This window comes from Pantoea sp. Fr-CA_6, from assembly GCF_024520895.1.
Lineage (GTDB): Bacteria > Pseudomonadota > Gammaproteobacteria > Enterobacterales > Enterobacteriaceae > Pantoea > Pantoea agglomerans.
In genome coordinates this window covers 188,445-209,984 of sequence record NZ_JALNPO010000006.1, presented here as the reverse complement: position 1 = coordinate 209,984, position 21,540 = coordinate 188,445, and the positions used below count along the sequence as shown (strand labels likewise).

The 21,540-nt window shown below is 54.7% G+C and carries 19 protein-coding genes and 1 tRNA gene; 2 read left to right on the top strand and 18 right to left on the bottom strand.

The features are described 5' to 3' along the window. The first annotated feature begins 67 nt into the window (after window positions 1-67). Entirely contained in the window at window positions 68-1,726 is a 1,659-nt protein-coding gene (gene treF, locus NR201_RS13250; protein ID WP_045139632.1) for an alpha,alpha-trehalase TreF, read from the top strand. 80 nt (window positions 1,727-1,806) lie between these two features. On the opposite strand, the gene NR201_RS13245 is transcribed toward treF, so the two are convergent. From NR201_RS13245 to NR201_RS13225, 5 genes are all read right to left on the bottom strand, one after another. Further along, the gene (locus NR201_RS13245; protein WP_010248938.1) at window positions 1,807-2,313 is read right to left on the bottom strand and encodes a ferritin-like domain-containing protein; all 507 of its coding nucleotides are present in this window, start codon (window positions 2,311-2,313) and stop codon (window positions 1,807-1,809) included. A 10-nt stretch (window positions 2,314-2,323) separates the two neighbouring features. Further along, window positions 2,324-2,806 (bottom strand): ferritin-like domain-containing protein, encoded by a 483-nt coding sequence (locus tag NR201_RS13240; RefSeq protein WP_010248940.1) that lies wholly within the window; start codon window positions 2,804-2,806, stop codon window positions 2,324-2,326. A 503-nt stretch (window positions 2,807-3,309) separates the two neighbouring features. Next, window positions 3,310-3,474 (bottom strand): general stress protein, encoded by a 165-nt coding sequence (locus NR201_RS13235; protein ID WP_004571242.1) that lies wholly within the window; start codon window positions 3,472-3,474, stop codon window positions 3,310-3,312. A 745-nt stretch (window positions 3,475-4,219) separates the two neighbouring features. Continuing rightward, a complete protein-coding gene (locus NR201_RS13230; RefSeq protein ID WP_033780705.1) occupies window positions 4,220-5,185 on the bottom strand; it encodes a sensor domain-containing diguanylate cyclase in 966 nt (321 codons plus the stop codon). 476 nt (window positions 5,186-5,661) lie between these two features. After that, window positions 5,662-5,737: transfer RNA gene (locus NR201_RS13225), tRNA-Phe, on the bottom strand. Window positions 5,738-5,960: 223 nt separating this feature from the next. Here NR201_RS13225 and NR201_RS13220 point away from each other — a divergent pair. Next, window positions 5,961-7,280 carry a PAS domain-containing methyl-accepting chemotaxis protein gene (locus NR201_RS13220; protein ID WP_111534624.1) on the top strand — a complete coding sequence of 440 codons (1,320 nt, stop codon included), beginning with the start codon at window positions 5,961-5,963 and terminating at the stop codon, window positions 7,278-7,280. A 26-nt stretch (window positions 7,281-7,306) separates the two neighbouring features. Here NR201_RS13220 and mrdA read toward each other — a convergent pair whose 3' ends face one another. The 13 genes from mrdA to NR201_RS13155 form a co-directional block, all read right to left on the bottom strand. Further along, window positions 7,307-9,178: a penicillin-binding protein 2 gene (gene mrdA, locus NR201_RS13215; RefSeq protein WP_172608893.1), complete on the bottom strand. Its 1,872-nt coding sequence runs from the start codon at window positions 9,176-9,178 to the stop codon at window positions 7,307-7,309. Between the two features lie 219 nt (window positions 9,179-9,397). After that, on the bottom strand, window positions 9,398-10,111 hold the full coding sequence (deoD, locus tag NR201_RS13210; protein WP_010248951.1) for a purine-nucleoside phosphorylase: 714 nt from the start codon (window positions 10,109-10,111) through the stop codon (window positions 9,398-9,400). Window positions 10,112-10,137: 26 nt separating this feature from the next. Continuing rightward, the gene (gene deoB / locus NR201_RS13205) at window positions 10,138-11,361 is read right to left on the bottom strand and encodes a phosphopentomutase (RefSeq protein ID WP_010671093.1); all 1,224 of its coding nucleotides are present in this window, start codon (window positions 11,359-11,361) and stop codon (window positions 10,138-10,140) included. 95 nt (window positions 11,362-11,456) lie between these two features. Continuing rightward, on the bottom strand, window positions 11,457-12,785 hold the full coding sequence (gene deoA, locus NR201_RS13200; protein ID WP_060681058.1) for a thymidine phosphorylase: 1,329 nt from the start codon (window positions 12,783-12,785) through the stop codon (window positions 11,457-11,459). Between the two features lie 62 nt (window positions 12,786-12,847). Beyond that, on the bottom strand, window positions 12,848-13,627 hold the full coding sequence (deoC, locus tag NR201_RS13195; RefSeq protein ID WP_010248957.1) for a deoxyribose-phosphate aldolase: 780 nt from the start codon (window positions 13,625-13,627) through the stop codon (window positions 12,848-12,850). A 248-nt stretch (window positions 13,628-13,875) separates the two neighbouring features. Beyond that, window positions 13,876-14,673, bottom strand: coding sequence for a TatD family hydrolase (locus tag NR201_RS13190; RefSeq protein WP_010671095.1), 798 nt, complete (start codon window positions 14,671-14,673; stop codon window positions 13,876-13,878). After that, entirely contained in the window at window positions 14,670-15,722 is a 1,053-nt protein-coding gene (locus NR201_RS13185) for a patatin family protein (RefSeq protein WP_010248962.1), read from the bottom strand. The genes NR201_RS13190 and NR201_RS13185 overlap by 4 nt, the downstream gene beginning before the upstream one ends. Window positions 15,723-15,942: 220 nt before the next feature. Next, window positions 15,943-16,104, bottom strand: a complete 162-nt coding sequence (locus tag NR201_RS13180) for a DUF1328 domain-containing protein (RefSeq protein ID WP_003848537.1) — start codon at window positions 16,102-16,104, stop codon at window positions 15,943-15,945. Between the two features lie 112 nt (window positions 16,105-16,216). Then, entirely contained in the window at window positions 16,217-16,831 is a 615-nt protein-coding gene (gene osmY / locus NR201_RS13175; protein ID WP_010671097.1) for a molecular chaperone OsmY, read from the bottom strand. 258 nt (window positions 16,832-17,089) lie between these two features. Continuing rightward, window positions 17,090-18,676, bottom strand: coding sequence for a peptide chain release factor 3 (prfC, locus tag NR201_RS13170; RefSeq protein WP_010671098.1), 1,587 nt, complete (start codon window positions 18,674-18,676; stop codon window positions 17,090-17,092). Window positions 18,677-18,969: 293 nt separating this feature from the next. After that, entirely contained in the window at window positions 18,970-20,073 is a 1,104-nt protein-coding gene (locus NR201_RS13165) for a M20 peptidase aminoacylase family protein (protein WP_010248978.1), read from the bottom strand. A gap of 4 nt (window positions 20,074-20,077) precedes the next feature. After that, window positions 20,078-20,551: a YjiG family protein gene (locus NR201_RS13160; protein ID WP_010248980.1), complete on the bottom strand. Its 474-nt coding sequence runs from the start codon at window positions 20,549-20,551 to the stop codon at window positions 20,078-20,080. After that, complete coding sequence (locus tag NR201_RS13155; RefSeq protein ID WP_010671100.1) at window positions 20,541-21,209, bottom strand: nucleoside recognition domain-containing protein; 669 nt, start codon at window positions 21,207-21,209, stop codon at window positions 20,541-20,543. Before NR201_RS13155 ends, NR201_RS13160 begins: the two co-directional genes overlap by 11 nt. Window positions 21,210-21,540 lie beyond the last annotated feature (331 nt).

Here is a 21,540-nt window from a genome sequence, read left to right as displayed (position 1 = left end):
GTTGTTCCGGGGGAGGAGAGGTCTATAATTTGTCCTTTGTGCAACCACGACCGCTCAGGAGGCCGTTATTAATACCCATCGCCAGCAACAAAATGCACTTGAAGAGGTTCGTGCCGGGGCGGAAGTTGAGTATCAATACGATCCCCATGAACTGAAGCTGGATCGCATGCAGGATTCTGAACCGGAGCCGGAGCTGATTGAAGGCTTGCCGGCGCCGGATGCGCTGACCCCTGCCGATCGTTATCTGGAACTGTTTGAACATGTTCAGATGTCGCGGATTTTCGAGGACAGCAAAACCTTCCCCGACTGTTCGCCAAAGTACGATCCGCTGGATGTGCTGATGCGCTATCGTCGACAGAAACGCAGCAGTGATTTCGACCTGTCGCGTTTTGTCGCCGATCACTTTTATCTGCCTGGCGTAAACGAAAGCTTTTATGTCTCCAACCCGGATAAAACGCTCAATGAGCATATCGACGACCTGTGGCCGGTTCTGACCAAAATGCCGCAGCAGCATATGCCGCACTCATCGCTGCTGCCATTACCCAAACCCTATGTGGTGCCGGGCGGACGTTTTGGCGAAACCTACTACTGGGATTCTTACTTCACCATGCTCGGCCTGGCAGAATCGGGCCGCGACGATCTGCTGCGTCACATGGCGGATAACTTTGCCTGGCTGATCGATAACTACGGTCATGTGCCAAACGGCAACCGTACCTATTACCTCAGCCGCTCGCAGCCACCGGTGTTTGCCCTGATGGTTGAGCTGTTCGAAGAAGATGGCGTGCGCGGTGCTAAGCGCTATCAGGAACAGCTGATGAAGGAATACCAGTTCTGGATGGACGGTGCCGGTTCACTGATGCCGAACCAGGCTTATCGTCACGTGGTGCGAATGCCAAACGGCTCACTGCTGAACCGCTACTGGGATGACCGCGATACGCCGCGTGATGAGTCGTGGATAGAAGATGTGGAAACCGCCCGCGAATCGAAACGTCCGGCCAGCGAAGTGTATCGTGACCTGCGTGCCGGAGCGGAATCGGGCTGGGATTACTCCTCGCGCTGGCTGCGTAACCCGAAACGGCTGTCGAGCATCCGTACCACGCAGTTTATTCCTATCGATCTGAACTCGTTCCTGTACAAGCTGGAGCTGATGATCGCCACCCTGTCGCACGCGAAAGGGGAAGAGCTGACCGCGCTGGCCTGGCAGAAAAAAGCGGAAGCGCGCAAGCGTGCGATTACCCGTTATCTCTGGGACAGCACCGCCGGTGTGTTCCGTGACTACGACTGGCGTCGGGAGCGTTTCGGTGCCTTTACCGTCGCTTCCGTGGTGCCGCTGTTTGTCGGTCTTGCGACGCCGCACCAGGCGCACCTGCAATCGATCTCGCTGCGCCATCTGCTATTGAGCAACGGCGGCCTGCTGACCTCAATGGTGGAAAGCGGTGAGCAGTGGGATCGACCCAACGGCTGGGCACCGATGCAGTGGATGGCGGTTGTTGGCCTGAATAATTACGGTGAAGAGACGCTGGCGACTGAAGTGGCAGTGAACTGGCTAAACACGGTCAACAACTTCTATCAGTTGCACCATAAGCTGGTAGAGAAGTATGACATCAGCGGCGAGCGCGCCCGCCCAGGCGGTGGTGGTGAGTATCCGTTACAGGATGGATTCGGCTGGACTAACGGCGTCACACGTAAGCTGATGACGATGTATGGGCATTTAATGGCTGACTGAGTAGCGCAGCCGGTAAACCTTTAAAATGCAAAAAGCCGGGCTATCCCGGCTTTTTCATGTTTCATGCAGGCTATTCAGCGCTACTTCTTCGCTTCAGTGCCTGGTTGTGACGCACGTTGCAGGAACTGCTGTGTCACTTCAGGCAGGTGCTGCAGCAGCCACTCCGCCATCGCCACTTCCTGATCGCGGATCTCATTCAGTATGCGTACGCCCTGCGCATCACCAACCTGCTCAGCCGCAGCGATCAGGCTGGTGTAGCTGGCGATCTCGGCATTCTCGAATACATAGCCACTGATGGCGCCCTTCACCACTTCATCTGAGTTAAACATGCCGCCCACAGCCTGGCCGGTGGCTGCCATTTTGCCTATCGCATCTTTCATTACAGAGTGATCGATACCGTGGCTGTCGAGCAGCTGTTCCAGCAGAGTCAGCTGATGTTTGGTCTCTTCAAGATGTTGCGCCAGACGCTGTTCCAGCGCCGGATAGTGTTCAAGACGACCTGACATCTTGCTCAGCATGCTTTCTGCTTGTTTTTCCATCGCATGCGCATCGCGCAGCCAGTCGTGATAATGTTCAATCGCAGTCATGTGTTGCTCCTTAAGAGACGGTAATAGAGTCGGCTACCGAGGTGAGCTTCTCATCCGTTTGCTTCTCTTCATTCAGGGTTTCTTCCAGCAGCTGTGCGGCTTTGGTGTAACCCAGCTTCAGCGCCAGCGCATGCAGGGTACCGTAGGTGGCAATCTCATAATGCTCAACTTTCTGCGCCGCACCGATCAGTCCATGATCGCGAATCTCGCCCTTCTCGACCGAGTCGATAATTTCCTGCGCTTCTTCAACCAGACCTTCCAGCGCATGACATTTCATTCGTTTGATTTTGACTTCAGGTGTCACTTCCACCAGTTCGTCGAGTCGTTCAATCTGAGCACGGGTCTCTTCCAGATGCTGATTAAACGCAGCGATAAGATTTTCGTCACTGGCTGCACGCGCCATTTTAGGCAATGCACGGGTTATCTGCTTCTCAGCGCTGTATACATCGGATAAGTCATGGATGAACAGATCGTTTAACGTTTTCACTGTCATAAGATAGCCTCATTGATTAAAAAGCTGCGTCTGTAATAACGCAGCGCCAGTCATATCGTTGACACCTGAAAAGTCTAGTGGAGATTCTTAATATCGCACGCAGCATCAGTATGAATTTAAGACAAAAGTGGCATATAAAATGCATTTTCCTTTTTACAGCAAAGATTTAGCTGAATAATGTTTTTATCGTTGCCGCTTCGTTAGCTGCGCTGGATTTTGTACAAAGTAATAAATCGTTGTATACATTTTTTAAGATTAACTGCATAAAAAAGTACCAGTCAAAAACTTACCTGTACAAAGTTGTATTTAACCGTATAGCTTTAATCGATCGGAAATAAAAAACCGGAAGGGTAAACCCTTCCGGTTCAATTAACAGCTCCCGCCATTGCCAATGATGGAGCAATGACATAATTCAAGGTGTAATTATCTTCACGAGGAACTAAACAGATTCAAAATGCCCGGCTAACAGAGTAACCCTGCCGTCACAGCAGTGTTAAAGACGTTCAGCTCCGGCGGCTAACCTTACCTCCCTTGCGCCCCGCTTCAATGGCACGTTCAGGATCGTTCTTGAAGTTACCGCCGCTTTTCTGGCCTCCTTTGCGTCCTGCTTCAGCAGCACGCTCTTTGTCGGCCGCAAAATTCCCGGCCCCACCGCGATATTGAGTCATATGCGTCCTCTTTGAATTTTAAAAATTGGAATTTGCACAGTTAACGCTTCATCAGGCCGATTCAGCAACATAAATGTAGACAGAAAATCGGACCGATCAAGTGAGATAAATAAAAAACCCGTCACAGTTCTGGCTTAATGATCGTACTACCCTCAACCGAAATGATAACGGATTCCAACCATCGCTCTTTTCAATTCATAAAAGAGCCGCGGCATGAAAAATCTTTATAACGAAAATCGCCGCGCCCTATTAATCGATCTTTTTCAAAAAAAGTCCAATTGAAAAAATATAAGCGAAGCGGTAAATAGATAGATTAATCAACATCAGATAGTGAAGATGATCAACAAACGATCAATTTCCCCAAGCGAAGCGCTAAATAGAAATCTGAAACCCTGCTTTTACGTCAAAAATAAGCGAAGCGTGACGCATCGATGGCACCAGTTAAAAATAGCCGGAATCGATCAATAAACGATCAATTCTGCTGATTTAATGAAAATTTTTATTAAAAAGAGAGGTCAGATTTAGCGATGAAATTTGAATCTAAGCGAAGCGGATGAATTTCTGCTTCCTGAGGGCAAAAAACAGGTTTTCGGAATAGTACTAAAAAGCATTTTCTGCGGGGATACGCATAAATTTTGCATGCCTGCGAAAAGGGGAATTCAACGTTATGAATGAGATGGCGCAAAGCCATGAGGGGGAGATTGTGCGTTAATGGCAGGCAAAACATATGCCCTGTTCAGCAGAGTCAGAGGGAGTCGGGAAAAGTGGAATCAAAAGCGACACCGCGCTTGCCATTTTTCTTGATGCGGTACATCGCTTCATCAGCACGCTGCAGTGCAGTATCAAAGTCATCTTTGTCCTGCGCCTGAGACACACCGACAGACGCCCCAATGAGGGCATGCCCGTTTGCCATATCAAAAGGTGTCATTACCGCGTCAAGACAGGCGTGCGCCAGTTTCTTTACCCGCGGATGGTTCAGCGCCCAGGGTATTAACAATACAAACTCGTCGCCGCCCAGTCGGCCAATGATCACTTCTGCCGGAGAGAGTTCCGTAAACCGCTGACTTAACTGGATGAGGACTTCATCTCCGCTACGGTGCCCCAGGGTGTCGTTGACGTGTTTGAAGTTATCCAGGTCAATAAAGACCACGCAGAGCGGTCCCTGAGCTTTCATTTCACAGAAATAATTCTGCAGAGCATGACGATTGTTGAGCAGCGTAAGGGGATCGTGCAGCGCCAGCAGGGCGAGCTGCTCCTCATATTGCTTCTCTTTGGTCATATCGATGTGAGTGCCGATCACTTTAACCGGCTCTCCGTGCGCATTCCATTCGCTGACCCGGCCCCGATCCAGCACCCACGTAATGCTGCCATTTTTGGCGATCATGCGGTGCAGAGCCTCGTAATAAGGCGCTTTCCCGGCGATGTGGTCGTTGAATGCCTGTAGAACGTCGGCGGCATCATCGGGATGCAGGCTCTCTTTCCAGGATTCAAAGTTGGCGTCGGTCTCTTTCGGCTGGAAGCCCAGCATCGCCCCCCAGCGCCGGTTGAAGATCACCAGTTTGCCGCTGGGAATATCCAGCTGCCACAGGAACAACCCGGTACCATCCAGCGCCGCATTGAGTTTTGTGCGGGCGTCATGCGCTATACGCTTCAGACGCGCATTGTGCTTTTTCAGGTTCTGTATCTGCAGACGCAGCGCTTCTTCTGACATAACCGTGTGAGAGGAGGAAAAAGGGGTATTGTGCCTGTCAGACTGATTCTGTAAAGGGTGGCTTATAAAACACGATTAGCCGCGGTCAATTGCAGGCTGGACAGGATATCAGGCGGTGCCAGTCTGGCAATGCAGCACAGAGGCGAAGCGGCAAATTGGTTTCGCCATGAAATCTGTTTGTGTTGCTACAGGGTTGAGAAGTGGAATGGGCGCGGGAGAGGCGAAATTCGGAATGTTCGGGAATGGCGGGAGTCTGTCGAACCTTCGATAACGGGTTCGCCCCATAAACGCAAAAACCCGCCAGAGGCGGGTTCTTTAAAGATGGTGCCCGAACCCGAAAATGCCGGGCGCATTTTTGCATCGCGTGCCAGCGCGACCCAGAGGGCGAGCCACAGGGATGTGGCGAGTGAATCGAACCTTCGATAACGGGTTCGCTCCAGAATGCAAAAACCCGCCAGAGGCGGGTTCTTTAAAGATGGTGCCCGAACCCGGAATCGAACCAGGGACACGGGGATTTTCAATCCCCTGCTCTACCGACTGAGCTATTCGGGCAACGGGGCGCATTAAACCAAAGCGGCCCGGCAGCGTCAAACGCTTTTCACCAAAATCAAATCGACTGACCGCTTTTCCATCAACCCAAAGAGTGGGTCTGACCTGCCGCCATAAACCTCTCTGTTGGCCGGATATATTTTAGTCAGAAAGCAGGCAGAGTCTGCATTGTGACGCGAAATTGCCGATATAGCATGCGAGACCAACACTAATAATAAGGATCGCCATGTTTTCCACCATTACATCAGGTATCGCTTCCCGTCACAGCTGGCAGAAGCGTTCACACTCAGCGGCAACGCTGAGCTCTCTCAATGGCTCCATCGCCATGATTGAATTCTCCCCCGATGGCACCATTCTCAGCGCGAATGCGCTGTTTCTGGCGCGCATGGGCTACACGCTGGCGGAGATCGAAGACCAGCACCACAGCCTGTTTTGTACCGCAGAGCAGCTTGAGGCGCGGGACTACCAGGATTTCTGGCTGCGACTGAACCGGGGCGAAAGCTTCAGCGATAAGTTTCTGCGCGTGGCGAAAAACGGCCGACCGGTATGGCTCGAAGCCAACTATGTGCCGGTGCAGAACCGCCATGGCCGGGTGATTAAAATCGTCAAACTGGCAACCGACATCACCGATCATATCAACGATGCGCAGGAGCAGCGCGCCATCACCACCGCCATAGAACGGTCGATGGCGGTGATCGCTTTTAACCTCAAAGGTGAAGTGCTGAAAGCCAATGACAACTTCCTGAAAACCATGGGCTACCGTCGTGAGGAGGTCGAAGGTGTCCACCACCGTCGCTTCTGCTCGCAGGCGCTGCGCGACAGCCGCGAATATAGCGAGTTCTGGCAGCAGCTGAACCGCGGCGAATTTGTCTCAGGCCAGTTTCCCCGGGTCAATAAACGGGGTGAGACTATCTGGCTGCGCGCCACCTATAATCCGGTGTTTGACGAACAGGGCAGGCTCTACAAAATCGTGAAATTCGCCACTGATGTGACCGCGCAGGTGGAAAAGAATCAGCAGGAACATGATGCGGCACAGCGGGCTTATCACACCGCGCTGCAAACGGATGAAAGCACAAAGCTGGGTGCCGATGTTATCGCCAGCAGCGTGCAGACCATGAACGCCCTGGCGGGTGAACTGCAGGGGATCTCCGGTGATATTACCGGCCTGAGTGAATCCTCAGAGCGTATCGGCGCGATTGTGGAGGGCATCCGCCGGATAGCCGATCAGACTAACCTGCTGGCGTTGAATGCCGCTATCGAAGCGGCACGGGCCGGAACCCATGGCCGCAGCTTTGCGGTAGTGGCTAATGAAGTCCGCACGCTGGCAGCAAACATCAACCGCGCCACCACCGATATCGAAAATCGGATACAGCAAAACCATCAGCTGGCGAGCCGGGCACTGAAAGGGATTGAATCCAACCTGAAGCGCGCCGATCAGGGCGTACAGCTGGCCCAGGAGGCGGGCGGCGTGATTGCGGAAATCCGTGAAGGCGCAACCGATGTAGTACGCGCCATCGGCCAGGTGACCAAAACGCTTAAAGTCTGACGCTCTGCGGGGGCAACCGCCCCCTTTTAAGGTGTTGCCTGAACCGGCGCTTCTGGCACCGGCGGGATAAAGATATGATCCAGAATCGCCCGCATTACGGGTGCCGCAGTAATCCCTTCGTTGCCACCATTCTCCAGAATTAACGCTACCGCCACTTTCGGGTCATTAAAGGGCGCAAAGGCGGTGTAGAAGATATGGTCACGTAACCGTACCGGTATCATCTTCGCGTTATAGGTCTGGTTCTGGCGCAGGCTGAACACCTGCGACGTCCCGCTTTTCGCAGCGATGCCATAGGGTGCCGTGTGGAAATATTTATAACCGGTGCCGTTGGGTGCGTTAGCCATGCCAAACATTGCGTGGCGTACCAGCGACCAGTAAGGTGAATGAGGATCGCCAATCTGCGCTTCATGCTGCTGCGGATGATAGTTCTCCACCAGCGTGCCGCGCTGGGTTTTCTCCAGCAGATGGGGGGCAATGACCCGACCGTTATTAATCAGCGCCACCATCGCTTTCACCATCTGAATGGGTGTTGCAATCCAGTAACCCTGTCCGATACCGACTGAAACCGTATCGCCCTGATACCAGGACTTTTTATGCACCTTCTGCTTCCACTCCCGGCTCGGCAGTAAGCCGCTGTACTCCTCATTCAGATCGATACCGGTCGATTTACCATAGCCAAACTGGCTGAGCATGGTGTGAATGCGATCGATGCCCATCATAAACGCCACCTGATAGAAGAAGGTATCGGCGGACTCTTCGATTGCCCGCGTCACATCCAGCATGCCGTGCCCGGTTTTTTTCCAGTCGCGATAGCGCCGGTCCGTGCCTGGCAGCGTCCAGGTGGGTGCGCCAAAGAATTGCGACTGCGGCGTAATCACATGAGTCAGCAGCGCCGACATCGCCATGTAAGGCTTCACCGTGGAGGCGGGCGGATAGAGTCCTTGCGTGACGCGGTTAATCAGCGGCAGGTCTTTATCCTGTAGCAGCTTTTTATAGGCCTGATAGCTGATGCCTTTCACAAACGGATTGGGATCGTAGCTGGGGCTGGAGACCATCGCCAGCACGGAGCCGTCGTGCGGATCTTCAATCAGCAGCGCCGCACGCTGCCCCGCCAGCAGGCTTTCCACATACTGTTGCAGGTGCAGATCCAGCGTCAGCGTCAGGTTTTTACCCGCGACCGGCGGTACCTCTTTCAGCACCCGCACAATGCGGCCATGATTATCCACTTCCACTTCCTGATAACCCGGCTTACCGTGCAGCAGCGCTTCGTAATAACCCTCAATCCCCTGCTTACCAATGTTATGGTCAGCCGCATAGTTTTCGGCGATGCCTTCCGCATTTAGCCGTTTATAGTCGTTATCGTTGATTTTCGACACATAGCCGATCACATGCGCCAGATCCGCGCCATAGGGATATTCACGATCCTGGTAGGTCTCAATGCTGGCGCCGGTGAAGTGAAACTGATTGACCGCAAAGCGGGCGACCTGCTCTTCAGTCAGCTCCTCTTTCAGCACCACCGGCTTGTAACGGCTGGTCTGCTTCAGCGCATGGCGGAAGGTGTCGATTTCGTCCGGCGTCAGATTAACGATCGGCGTGAGTGCCCGCAGCGTGGCGTCCATGTCGCTGATTTTGTAAGGCGTCAGCGTAATGGCGTACCAGCTGACGTTTCGCACCAGCGGAATGCCGTTGCGGTCATAAATCAGCCCGCGCGTCGGGGCGATGGGGATCATTTTGATGTCGTTCTGGTTAGAGCGCGTCTGGTAATAGCCATGATCACGCACCTGTAAGCGAAAAAGGTTTACGCCAAGAATGGTGAAACAGAGACAGACCAGAGCAAAGGCTATTGCAGCGCGGCGGGCAAACAGCTTCTCTTCAGCTTGGAAGTTACGAAAGTTCATCAGGGGGCATTATCAGGCGATTAATTATTATCTGTTATTGCGCACCATGATAAAGCGCGATCGCGGGCGTGCCAGCGCGAAGATGCACAAGCCTGACCAAAAGTGTGTCATTTGATGTGAATGTTACCGGGACGGCGAGGCGGGAAAATGCAGATCCCCCGGTTAAGGGGGATCTGCGCAAGGGGATCGGGCAGCAGGCGTCAATGCCTGCCACGCTGATTAATCACCCAGCAGAACAGACTCCAGCGCAATCTTGATCATGTCGTTGAAGGTGGTCTGACGCTCAGCAGCGGTGGTCTGCTCGTGCGTACGGATGTGGTCTGATACGGTGCAGATGGTCAGCGCTTTAGCACCGAACTCTGCGGCCACACCGTAGATACCTGCAGCTTCCATCTCAACACCGAGGATGCCATATTTTTCCATCACGTCGAACATCTGCGGATCCGGGGTGTAGAAGAGATCGGCAGAGAAGATGTTACCCACGCGCGCTTCAACACCCAGGTTTTTCGCCGCATCAACCGCGTTACGCACCATGTCGAAGTCAGCAATCGCAGCAAAATCGTGATCTTTGAAACGCATACGGTTCACTTTGGAATCGGTGCAGGCACCCATACCAATCACGATGTCACGCAGTTTTACATCGGCACGCACGGCACCACAGGAGCCCACACGGATGATCTTTTTCACGCCGAAGTCGGTGATCAGCTCTTTGGTGTAGATGGAGCAGGAAGGAATACCCATTCCGTGGCCCATTACAGAGACTTTGCGGCCCTTATAGGTGCCGGTGTAGCCCAGCATCCCGCGCACGTTGTTCACTTCTACCGGATTTTCCAGGAAGGTTTCAGCAATGTGCTTTGCACGCAGCGGATCGCCAGGCATCAGCACGACGTCTGCGAAATCGCCCATTTCAGCATTAATATGAGGGGTTGCCATTGTTTAATCCTTATTAAATTGCTGATTTACAGCATGTTCTTGCCATAGTCCATCTCGGACAGGCCAAAATAGTGTGCAATTGTCTGACCAATATCGGCGAAAGTTTCGCGGTAACCGAGTGAACCCGGCTCGACTTTCGGTCCGTAGATAAGAATCGGAATGTGCTCACGCGTGTGTTCAGTACCTTCCCACGTCGGGTCACAGCCGTGGTCAGCGGTCAGGATCAGAATGTCATCTTCTCCGACTAACTCCATCAGCTCAGGCAGACGACGGTCAAACAGCTCCAGCCCGCCCGCATAACCGGCAACATCACGACGATGTCCCCAGGTTGAGTCGAAATCAACGAAGTTAGTGAAAACAATCGCCTGATCCGGCGCGGTTTTCATCTCCTGAATCGTCGCGTCAAACAGCGCATCCAGACCGGTCGCTTTGACCTTTTTGGTAATGCCCTGCTCAGCATAGATATCGGCGATTTTACCCACGGAGATCACGTGACCGCCCTTCTCATCCACCAGCTTTTTCAGCATGGTGGCGGATGGTGGCTCAACTGCCAGGTCGTGACGATTGCCGGTGCGCTCGAACTGACCCGCTTTGTCGCCCACAAACGGACGGGCGATAACCCGGCCAATGTTGTAGCCACCCTCGGTCAGCTCTTCACGGGCGATTTCGCACAGCGCATAGAGTCGATCCAGACCAAAGGTCTCTTCGTGACAGGCGATCTGGAACACCGAGTCCGCAGAGGTATAGAAAATCGGCTTGCCGGTTTTCATATGCTCTTCGCCCAGCTGGTCGAGGATCACCGTACCTGAAGAGTGGCAGTTCCCGAGATAGCCCGGCAGATCTGCGCGCTCGACCAGTTTGTCCAGCAACTCCTGTGGGAAGCTGTTCTCTTTGTCGCTGAAGTAGCCCCAGTCAAACAGCACCGGCACACCGGCGATCTCCCAGTGGCCTGACGGCGTATCTTTACCTGACGAAAGCTCGCTGGCGTAAGCATACGCGCCGGTGATTTTCGCCTCAGGATCAAGACCTGCCGGGAAGCGGCCGGTCGACAGCTCTGCGGCTTTGCCCAGACCCAGCGCGGTAAGATTAGGCAGATGCAATGGGCCTTTACGTCCCTTGTCTGCTTCACCCCTGAAACAGGCTTCGGCGATGTGACCTAACGTATCCGAACCTGCGTCGCCGAATTTATCGGCATCTTTACTGGAGCCAATTCCAAAGGAATCGAGAACCATAATAAAAGCACGTTTCATGCAAGTCTCCTGCGCATTGGCGCGTGACAAGTCAAAAAAAAGCGATCAGATCAGTATACCCGAATGCATCGCGGCTGGCACCGGTTACCGGTCAGTTAGCTGATATCGCTCACACGGCGATAGACAACCGGCGTCTCAGCCGGGGCGGAATCACCGAGCACCAGCGCGGCTTTGACCGCCGCGGCGGCCTGCTGCCATTTGTCTTCGCTGCTGGCGTGAATGATCGCCAGTGGACGCTGCGCATCGGCACGTTCGCCCAGGGTGATCATGTCGCTTAAGCCGACGCTGTAATCAATGCTGTCGCTGGCACGCTGACGTCCGCCGCCCATTGCCACCACCGCCAGACCCAGCGCACGGGTATCCATGCTGCTGACGATGCCTGGCTGGTCGGCATACACCGGCTTGCTCAGCATCGCCTGCGGCAGATAAGCGTCGTAGCGTTCAACAAAATCGGCAGGTCCCTGCTGGGCAGCGACCATACGACCAAATACCTCGGCTGCTTTGCCGTTATCCAGCACCGTCATCAGTTTCTGACGCGCTTCGGTGTCGCTGGCGGCCAGTTTGCCGGAGACCAGCATTTCGCTGCAGAGCGCCAGCGTCACTTCCAGCAGGCGCGGATTCCGCTCTTCGCCGGTCAGGAAGCGAACCGCTTCACGCACTTCCAGCGCGTTACCGGCTGAGGAGGCGAGAACCTGGTTCATATCCGTCAGCAGTGCGGTGGTCTGGCAGCCTGCGCCATTGGCGACGCCAACAATCGACTGCGCCAGACTTTCTGACGCCTCATAGGTTGGCATAAACGCGCCGGAACCCACTTTGACATCCATCACCAGTGCATCCAGCCCTTCTGCCAGCTTCTTCGCCAGAATCGAGGCGGTAATCAGCGGGATCGAATCGACGGTGGCGGTGATGTCACGCGTGGCGTAGAAACGCTTATCCGCCGGTGCCAGCGAGCTGGTCTGGCCGATAATCGCCACACCCACCTGCTTGATGATCTCGCGGAAGCGGTCATCGCTCGGGAAGATATCGAAGCCCGGGATCGCTTCCAGTTTATCCAGCGTGCCACCGGTATGGCCAAGGCCACGACCCGAGATCATCGGGACATATCCGCCGCAGGCCGCGACCATCGGCCCTAACATCAGCGACGTCACATCGCCGACGCCGCCGGTCGAGTGCTTATCCACCACCGGCCCATTGAGGTTAAGTGATTTCCAGTTAAGTACCGTACCGGAATCACGCATCGCCATGGTCAGCGCGACCCGCTCAGGCAGCGTCATATCGTGGAAATAGATGGTCATCGCCAGCGCGGCGATCTGACCTTCCGAGACGGTGTTATCACGCACGCCATTGATGAAGAAGCGAATCTCCTCTTCAGTCAGCGCATGGCCGTCACGTTTTTTGCGAATAATTTCTTGTGGCAGGAACAAGGTAACCCCCTGGTTCAGGGAAATCAGGATGGGGAACAGGCGGTCAGCGACCGCCTGAAGGATCAGTAACCCGCTTTGCTGGTGTCGCTGTCATGACCCAGGGTGTTGAGCAGGCTCGCCAGCAGGCTTGATGCACCAAAGCGGAAATGACGCGCATCGGCCCAGTCGGCACCCAGCGTCTCTTCCGCCATTTTCAGATAGATCGCGGCATCTTCAGCGGTGCGCACGCCACCAGCGGGCTTAAAGCCAACCTGCTGGCTGACGCCTTTATCGCGGATCACGTTCATCATGATCTGCGCCACTTCAGGCGTGGCGTTAACCGGCACTTTACCGGTAGAGGTTTTGATGAAATCGGCACCGGCATCAATGGCAATCTCAGAGGCCTGACGGATCAGCGCTTCCTGCTTCAGTTCACCGGTTTCGATGATCACTTTCAGCAGCACATCTGCTTCGGCACAGGCGGTTTTACAGGCTTTTACCAGATCGAAACCGACCTGACTGTTACCGGCGATCAGCGCACGATACGGGAACACCACATCCACTTCATCAGCACCGTAGGCGATAGCGGCGCGGGTTTCTGCCAGCGCAATATCAATGTCGTCATTGCCGTGCGGGAAGTTAGTCACCGTAGCGATGCGGATCTCCGGGGTACCCTGCTCGCGCAGCGTTTTACGGGCAATCGGAATAAAACGCGGATAGATACAGATTGCGGCGGTGTTGCCTGCCGGGGATTTGGCCTGATGACACAGGGCGATCACTTTTGCGTCGGTGTCGTCGTCATTCAGGGTGGTTAAATCCATCAGTTTCAGGGCGCGCAGGGCAAGGTCTTTGATATCGGTCATGAGGCTCTCCAAAGGATCGGGGTGCAACCCACCGGCTCGCCGGCGGAATGTTATAATAATAACACTCTGATGCGGCCTGATATGTGCCAGGAGTCACATAGGAATAAGAAATTAATGCAACATTGCCACGTTTACTGTGACTAACATTACAGATAACGGTACCTGATGGTCATTATACGCCAGCGGGTGCAATGTTACTATTATCACATTTAAGCGCAAAGGCTGCAGGTCGGGTGAGACGCGGGGGGTCAGTTGCGCAGCGCCGGGAAAGCGGGGTCGAGCTGAAATAGCTGCTGACTGTTGTGCCACAGCGCATCGGCAATCTCCTCAGGTGACTCTTCACGCAGGCTGCAGAGCACCTCCCACACCTGACGCGCCCGCTCCGGACGATTAGGCTGGCCCTGAAAGCCCTGCAGCGGCATATCGGGTGCATCGGTTTCCAGCAGCAGCGAAGAGAGCGGCAGCTGCGCCACGGTCTGACGGGTTTTGCTGGCGCGTTCATAGGTAATGGTCCCGCCGATGCCAATCGCATAACCCAGCTTAATAAAGGCCTGCGCCTGCTGCAGACTGCCCGCAAAACCATGCACCACGCCACGGCGCGGCAGATCGTAACGACGCAGAATCTGCGCCAGTTTGTCATGAGTGCGGCGCGAATGCAGGATCACCGGCAGCTGATACGCTTTCGCCAGCTTAAGCTGCGCCTCAAGAAAGCGTTGCTGCTTATCAAACTGCGGATCGTCGCGATAGAGATCCAGCCCGATCTCGCCGATCGCCACCAGCTTACGCGGCCGCTGTTGCAGTAAGGTTTCCAGCTGGTCGAGATGGGCCTCCTGATGATTTTCGATGACGATTGGATGCAGGCCCAGCGCGGCATAGAGCGCCGGTTGCGCCGCGGCTAACGCGCAGACCCGCTCAAAGCGGCTGGCATCGATCGCCGGAACGATAATCTTTTCCACGCCAGCTTCTGCAGCACGTGCCAGGCTGCCAGAGATATCCCCTTCAAACGGCGGGAAATCGAAGTGGCAGTGCGTATCGATAAACTTCATGCCAGCGATCCTTTGTCGTAATCAGCATCATTATCCGCCAGCGGCGGTGTGATGATGAGGCGGGTATCGGGTGCATTGGCTACCGGAGCAGGCGGCGTTACGATACGCGCCGTGGTCATCGGTTCCGCATCACTCAGCCACTGGCCCAGCGTGGCGAGGAAATAGCGACCACAACGCCGTCCCAGATGATAATCCTGATTCAGTGAAGCGATGCGGCTCCCCAGCGCACTGCTGGCCAGCGCATGTGGCGGAAAGATTTCGATAATGCGCAAATCATCGGGCGGATTCTCAATGAACTGCTGAATTTCCCGATAGCTCTGTTCATGCTTATTCAGCACGTTGATCATCGGCTGCAGTGCGCCGGTGCTGAGCCAGCGTTCCATCCGCTTAAACCATTTCGGGGTATAGAACATCTGCGAGGGCACGGTGCGGATCACCACAATGGTATCAGCGCCACGGCGGGCGGCTTCACGCACCGGAATCGCATCGCTGATGCCGCCATCGAGATAGCTGATCCCTTCCAGACTGACCCCCAGCCGGTAAAAACCGGGAATGGCACTGGAGGCTTTGATCAGATCCAGCCAGTTATCGGCGGTCGGGTTGAAGTAGCCGGGCGTGTAGTCGTCACTGCGGCAGGCGCACATATAAAACTCGCGGCCGCTGGAGAACAGCTGCTCCGCGCTGCTCATCGCCAGCGGAAATTCACTGCGGGTGATATCTATCAGCCAGTCGAGGTCGATCAGATTGCCACCACGCACAAAGCGCAGCGGATCAAAAAAGAGTTTACTGGTGGTATAGCGGGTAATCACACGTCGGGCATAGCCGGGCTGACCACAGACAAAGGCAGAAAGGTTTTGTGCACCGGCAGAGGTGCCGAGCATCAGCTGAAAGGGGTTGAATCGGGCACGCTGAAATTCATCTAACACGCCTGCGGTGAAAATGCCGCGTTGACCGCCGCCTTCACAAACCAGCGCAATTTTCTGAGATTTAAACGGAGTCAGGGCCAGAGGTTCAATGGCGCCGAGCGTGACAGGAATGCGTATACCCACTGTGCGAACCTCAAAAAGCGGTTCCGGGTCTGCTGGAGGATCGATCCGTTAAAGACGGCAGCATTCCGGAGAACCAGTCATATGTTCCTTTAACCGGCAGGCCAGCTGGGCTGGCTTACCTTGCAGCGATGTGAAGGTGTCCCTCTCTTCACGTCAGTCGCTACAGATGACTGGTCTCCGCTCTATGCTTTGCGTTGCATTACACTGCAGGACTCATCGGCTAAAGCTTTTTACGGCCGGTAAACAGGCTGATGAGGAACAGGATAATACCAACGACGAAGACAACTTTAGCTGCCCATGCTGCTGTGCCCGCTAAACCGCCAAAACCTAACGCTGCAGCGATCAGTGCGATCACCAGAAAAATAATGCCCCAACGAAACATAAGCCTCTCCTTACCCTATTTAAAAATCGAATATTTTAAAATCGATCTGCTTATTTCATCCCCGGATGGGTATCTTTTATTCGTACGGCCACAGAAGTGGCCGTACGCAAGCTTAAGATTTAACCGTCAGGTCATTCTTAACGCTTTTCACGCCTTCAATGGCTTTAGCAATGCTTTCTGCACGATCTGACTGTGCCTGATTAGCAACCTGCCCTGAAAGCTGAACAACGCCGTCGGTGGTCTCAACTTTTACGTTGCGCGACGGAACAATGTCATCCGCTAATAGCTTAGCTTTAATTTCGCTGGTCGTGGCGGTATCGCCCGCATAACCTTTCATTGATGATGCTTTGCTGTCTCTGACGTGTAGTTTGTCGCTGACGGATTTAACACCTTCGATTTTCTGCACCACAGCCACAGCCTTCTCAGCCTGATCCTGTGAGGTGACGAAACCGCTTAAGGTCACGACGCCGCTATGCGTTTTTACCGAGATATCCGTGCTTTTAATTGCGTCATCATCTACCAGCGCCGCTTTGGCTTTGGCGGTGATGCCGCTGTCATCCATATAACCATCGACTTTTTTCATAGAACTATCGATTTTTGAACCCGCGCTGTCGGCTGTCTGTGACGCTTTCTGCGACATTGATTCGTCAGCCAGTGCGCTGCCGCTGATCAGTGCTGAGCCAATCATGGCGGCCATCAGGGTTTTAGCAATCTTAGTCTTGTTCATCGATATCTTCCTTCTATCAGTTAACTCACCCAAAAACTGTGGGCGCAACAGAGGCACAGGTGCCGCTGCGTTACAGGACGTAAGGACAAGAGAAGTCTCTTCCGCCGTCCGATAGAGTAATCATAGACGGCATTTTGCAATTTGCCTGGCTAACTGGTTGATCACACGTCAAAACAGAAGAAAAACGGGGTTTTTAGGAGGAGTCTGGAAGGAGGAAAACAGGGCCACTCCCAGCTGGAATGGCCCGGAAACAGGCGATTAGTGCTCGCGCGTTTTGCGGAAACGGACGTCGGGGTAACGTTCCTGCGTAATATTAAGATTAACCATGGTTGGCGCGATATAAGTCAAATTATTGCCGCCATCGAGCGCCAGGTTAACTTCGTTTTTACGCTGGAAGTCCTCAAACTTTTTCGCGTCGCTGCATTCAACCCAGCGCGCCGTAGAGACGTTGATCGCTTCGTAGATCGCTTCGACGTTATATTCGCTTTTCAGACGGGCAACCACCACATCGAACTGCAGCACCCCGACCGCGCCCACGATCAGATCGTTGTTATGCACCGGACGGAACACCTGTACCGCACCCTCTTCCGACAGCTGAACCAGCCCTTTCAGCAGCTGTTTCTGCTTCAGCGGATCGCGCAGACGAATACGGCGGAACAGCTCTGGCGCGAAGTTCGGAATACCGGTGAACTTCATGTTTTCACCCTGAGTAAAGGTGTCGCCAATCTGAATGGTGCCGTGGTTATGCAGGCCGATGATATCGCCAGGATACGCTTCTTCAACGTGCGAACGGTCGCCCGCCATAAAGGTCAGGGCGTCGGAGATCACCACATCTTTGCCGGTGCGCACCTGACGCAGCTTCATCCCTTTTTCATATTTACCGGACACCACACGCATAAAGGCCACGCGGTCGCGGTGTTTCGGGTCCATGTTGGCCTGGATCTTAAACACGAAGCCGGTGAACTTCTCTTCTTTCGCTTCAACCGTACGGGTGTCGGTGTCACGCGGCATCGGACGCGGTGCCCATGCCACCAGGCCATCCAGCATATGGTCAACGCCAAAGTTACCCAGTGCGGTGCCGAAGAAGACCGGCGAAAGTTTGCCGCTCAGGAAGGCTTCCTGCTCAAACTCGTGCGATGCACCCTGTACCAGCTCCAGCTCTTCACGCAGCTGTGCCGCCAGATCGTCACCGACTGCGGTGTCGAGGTCCGGGTTGTTCAGCCCCTTCACGATGCGGACATCCTGAATGGTGTGGCCTTTACCGGTCTGGTAGAGATAGGTCTCATCTTTGTAGAGGTGATAAACCCCTTTGAACAGCTTGCCGCAGCCGATAGGCCAGGTGATCGGTGCGCAGGCAATTTTCAGCTCGCTTTCCACCTCATCCAGCACTTCCATCGGGTCGCGGATGTCACGGTCAAGTTTGTTCATAAAGGTCAGGATCGGCGTATCGCGCAGACGGGTAACTTCCATCAGCTTGCGGGTACGATCCTCGACGCCTTTAGCGGCATCAATCACCATCAGACAGCAGTCAACCGCGGTCAGCGTACGGTAGGTATCTTCCGAGAAATCTTCGTGGCCCGGGGTATCCAGCAGGTTCACCAGGCTATCGCGATAGGGGAACTGCATCACCGAGGTGGTAATGGAGATACCACGCTGTTTCTCCATCTCCATCCAGTCCGACTTAGCGTGCTGGTTAGAGCCACGGCCTTTTACCGTACCGGCGGTCTGGATAGCCTGTCCGAACAGCAACACTTTTTCGGTAATGGTGGTTTTACCGGCATCCGGGTGCGAAATGATCGCGAAGGTGCGGCGGCGTGCCACCTCTTCTAAAAAGGGATTAGACATGGAATTCTTCTCAATAGGCAGCGCAACTTACTGGCGCTGCTGATAAATCACGGTGGCCGGCAGAACCTTACCGGCGGGTAAACGGTGCCAAAAACGATCTTTCATCGTTGGCGGGTCAGCGCGAAGTTACATTGGCGTGAATTCCGGTTACCTGGTCAGCTTTAAGGCGGCATAGCATACAATATTTTGCGCGCGCGGCCTACAGGGAGAGGGGCAGGATTTCAGGGGCGGGGAATCGGGGAACGGTGGATGCCACAACAAAGCGGGACGGGTCTGCACCCGCCCCGCCTCCGTTATCCCAGCACCTTTCTGACGCAGGCTTTGAAGATCTGCACACCAATCTCCAGCGAGTCGAGATCAAAATGCATGTCGGGATGATGCAATCCTGGCGTCAGGTTGGTGCCCAGTCCCCAGAAGCCCGCTTTTACACCCGGACGCTTCACCGGATAGTAGAAAAAGTCCTCGCTGCCTGGCGTGGTCCGGGTTGACAGCGCGCCCTCTTCGCCCAGCACCTCGACGATCGCGGCGCGGATCACCGCCGTCGCCTCATCATCAATCTCGGCGGCGGGCATCTCTTTCAATACGCGGACCTCGGCGCTGGCACCCAGTGCCGCCACGCTGTGAGTAATGGCGCGCGTGACCTGCTCTTTCAGCAGCGTCATCGGCCCGTTCTCCTGCGAACGCAGATCCCAGACTACGCGGGCTTCATCCGGCACCGAGTTGGTGACACCGGCGTCGCACAGGAAGCGGGTCGCTTTGACGCTCCAGGTCAGGCCGGGCGAGAGGTGGATGGCGTTGACCGCCTGAACCGCCTGTACGGCAGCATCCAGCGCATTCACCCCCAGGTGCGGACGCGCCGCATGGGCGGGCTGGCCTTTGATGGTCGCTTCCAGCGTGCTGCAGGCTGAGTAGAGCACCGCAGGCACCGCCTGGCCGACCACGCACTCCTCCAGCGGACGCAGATGGAACCCCAGAATCATCTCCACATCATCCAGTGCGCCACCTTCGATCATTGAGAGCGCACCGGCGCCCAGCTCCTCGGCGGGCTGGAACAGGATCTTCAGCCGGCCACGTTTCACCGCGCCCTCCTGCAGCAGAGCCGTCGCCGCCGTCAGCACGACCGAAGAGTGACCGTCGTGACCGCAGGTGTGGCGCGCGCACGGCACGCCATCAATGATGTGCCCCAGCGCATCCATATCCGCGCGCAGTGCCAGCACCGGACCCGGCACACCGCTGTCGATCTCGGCCACAATGCCGGTGGTGTTATTGATATTGCGCGTCACCTTCAGGCCCGCTTTCTCCAGCTGATCGGCGATGTAGGCCGAGGTTTTCACCTCCTGAAAGCCCAGCTCCGGAATTTCGTGCAAATAGTGGTAATGCTCTAATACCTCAGACACAGCGTTACTCCTGAATAAACAGACGCATAACAGACATTGCGATCAGCGCGTTGATGATGCTCACCAGCATCAGCAGCGGCCAGTATTTTTTTGGCACATCGGCCACGCCCAGCAGCCGTCCCATATATTGCAGCTGCGATCCCATCAGGAAAATCGCCGGGGCCAGAATCGTGATATCCGCGCCGGTCAGCAGCCCTTTGGTCAGCAGACTCACCGCTACGCCGGTACCCGCAGACGATGAGAGCCAGGCGGTGAGCAGCACCGTAATTGCCTCACCCGGCAGGCCGAACAGCCCCATCACTGGCGCAAAAACGTGCCCGAGAAACTGCATGATGCCGAGCAGATTGAGCACTTCTGCCAGCACATAGGCCATCACCACATTTGGCATCAGGTTGTGAATGGCAATGTGAAAGCCTTTACGCGCGCCGGTCACAAACACATCAAAGGGATTACTGCTGGTCGTGATTTTATTTTCCATCGGCGAAATCCTTCTTATAAACACTGTTTAACACAGCGCGCGTTATCGCCGCACCGACAAATTTCAGCACGAACATTAATAACAGCGGAATAATAATCGGCAGCGTCATTGAGGCGAATAGCGCGGAGCCGATGGCGAAATAATTATTGATTAAGCCGGCACCGGAATATTGCCAGGCACTCATCACCACCACCTCTTTTTTACCGATCTGATTCTGGTCGGCCATCTCTTTGGTTAATGCCGCGCCCGCGTCGGTACTTTGCAGGTCGGTGATTAACGCCAGACCGCAATGGCCCGGCAGCCCCATCAGCGGCTTAAGCAGCGGCGTCAGCAACCGATGCGCCGCGCGAATCGCGCCGTAGTGGGTGAAGATTTCCAGCACGCCCAGCGCCAGCATCACCGTGGGCGTCAGCGACAGCGCAAACAGGAAACCCGCTTTGGCACTGAGTCCGCCTGCGCCAAGAAAGGTGTTGCTGGCGGGATCTTTCATGGTGCCAAAGCTGCCGCCCAGCGTGGTGAAGTCAAAGGCGCCCAGCCATGAAAGACCCTCGACGTTATAAAACAGCCCTGAGAAAAACAGGATGGCAAAAATTAACGCGACATAACTGCCTTTGGTCGCCGTCATTTTTACCGGACTTACCACACTTTCATCTGACATTATTTTCTCCTGATAACCTGGCTTGCCGCCTGTTCCCTGCCATGGCAAGTTTCAATATATGGAACTGAGTTCTAAGCATGATTTATGCCAGAGCCGATTGGCGCGCGATGATTAATGGCCCTGCTGTCACCTCTGGGCGTTTAATCCACGCCATGCCTGTTCTGGCTCTGCGAAATATCTTTTTCTGACGGCAACGTGATATTTCCGGCGCGTCATCAGATGACCGCTATTTCTCCAGCTTCAGCGGCGATTGCACCAGCAGGATAGCGACCGGGCGCACTATCATGGTGCTGAAACCCTGATTTTGTTGCCCGATAAGGAGTGATGCAGA